The 1,093-nt window shown below is 46.9% G+C and carries 1 protein-coding gene; it reads right to left on the reverse strand.

The features are described 5' to 3' along the window. Nucleotides 1–15: 15 nt before the first annotated feature. Nucleotides 16–972, reverse strand: a complete 957-nt coding sequence (locus B7992_RS16210; RefSeq protein ID WP_073161660.1) for an IS30 family transposase — start codon at nt 970–972, stop codon at nt 16–18. Nucleotides 973–1,093 lie beyond the last annotated feature (121 nt).

A 1,093-nucleotide genomic window follows, 5' to 3' on the forward strand; every position in this document is an offset into this window, starting at 1 on the left:
GGCGATTTCTAATCGCTAACGCATAATGTTGAACTTTTTCAAAAGATACTCATTTGGTGTTAGGTAGTCAAGCCTTTTTCTTGGTCTATTGTTCAGATTGTTCTCGATCCATCGGATATAGCGTTCATCGACATCTTCAATCTTTGCACCCTTTGGAATAAATTGGCGAATCAGCCCGTTCATATTTTCATTCGCACCTCGCTCCCATGAATGATATGGATGCGCAAAATAGTACTTGATGCCAAGCGCCTTCGCCACGATTACGTGGTCCGCAAACTCCCTTCCGTTATCTGAAGTTATCGTCTTAAGCAACCCCTTGTACGGGAGAAGGGTTTCCACGATGGCAGCTGCAACCTCGTCAGAATTCTTGCTTCCGATTTTTCTAATCCAGCTTTGGTTCGTTGCCCTGTCGTTTATGGTGAGCAGCTTTCCCTTGTGATCCTTACCGATGACAAGGTCTACCTCAAGGTCTCCGAAACGTTCCTTTTTATCAACGATTGCAGGCCGCTTGTCGATAGATACTAGGCCGACAATCCTTCCTCTGTAGTCGTTCTTACGGCCCCTGGAAGCGTGTTTCTTGTTCTTGTGCCTTAGGCATTTGTAGAGGTCACCGCCATGCCGCTTGTCCTCCCAGATGTGACGGTAGATGAGTTCCTCGCAAGGACATTTCAGGCCCATAAGCCTGCATCTCCAGCGAACCTGCTGTGGACTCATGAAACTACGGATACTTGCGTCAACAATTCTCCAGTCATATCCGTCGTATTTCTTATGGCAGTGGCTAGCCTTCTTCCTTGCAACGGCTTTTCTATGTGCCGCCTCCGCTCCGTATTTCCCTCGTGAACCGTTCCGTTTGATTTCTCGTGATACGGTGCTTTGGGAACATCCGATTATGTCTGCGATTTGGGCTTGCGTGTAATGGCTACACAACAAGCCAAGAATTTTGTATCTTTGCTCTCGGTTAAGATGACTCAATGCAACCTCTTTGTGGTAAGAGAAGGTTGCAATTTAGTTATCCTAGCTGGCTCCCATCTGGGGGCCTTTTTTGCATCCTTCAGATTCCGCTCGGATTATGCATTTGCAAATAGAATTCGGG

The sequence above is a fragment of the Fibrobacter sp. UWH1 genome (assembly GCF_002210365.1).
In the GTDB taxonomy this organism is placed as follows: domain Bacteria; phylum Fibrobacterota; class Fibrobacteria; order Fibrobacterales; family Fibrobacteraceae; genus Fibrobacter.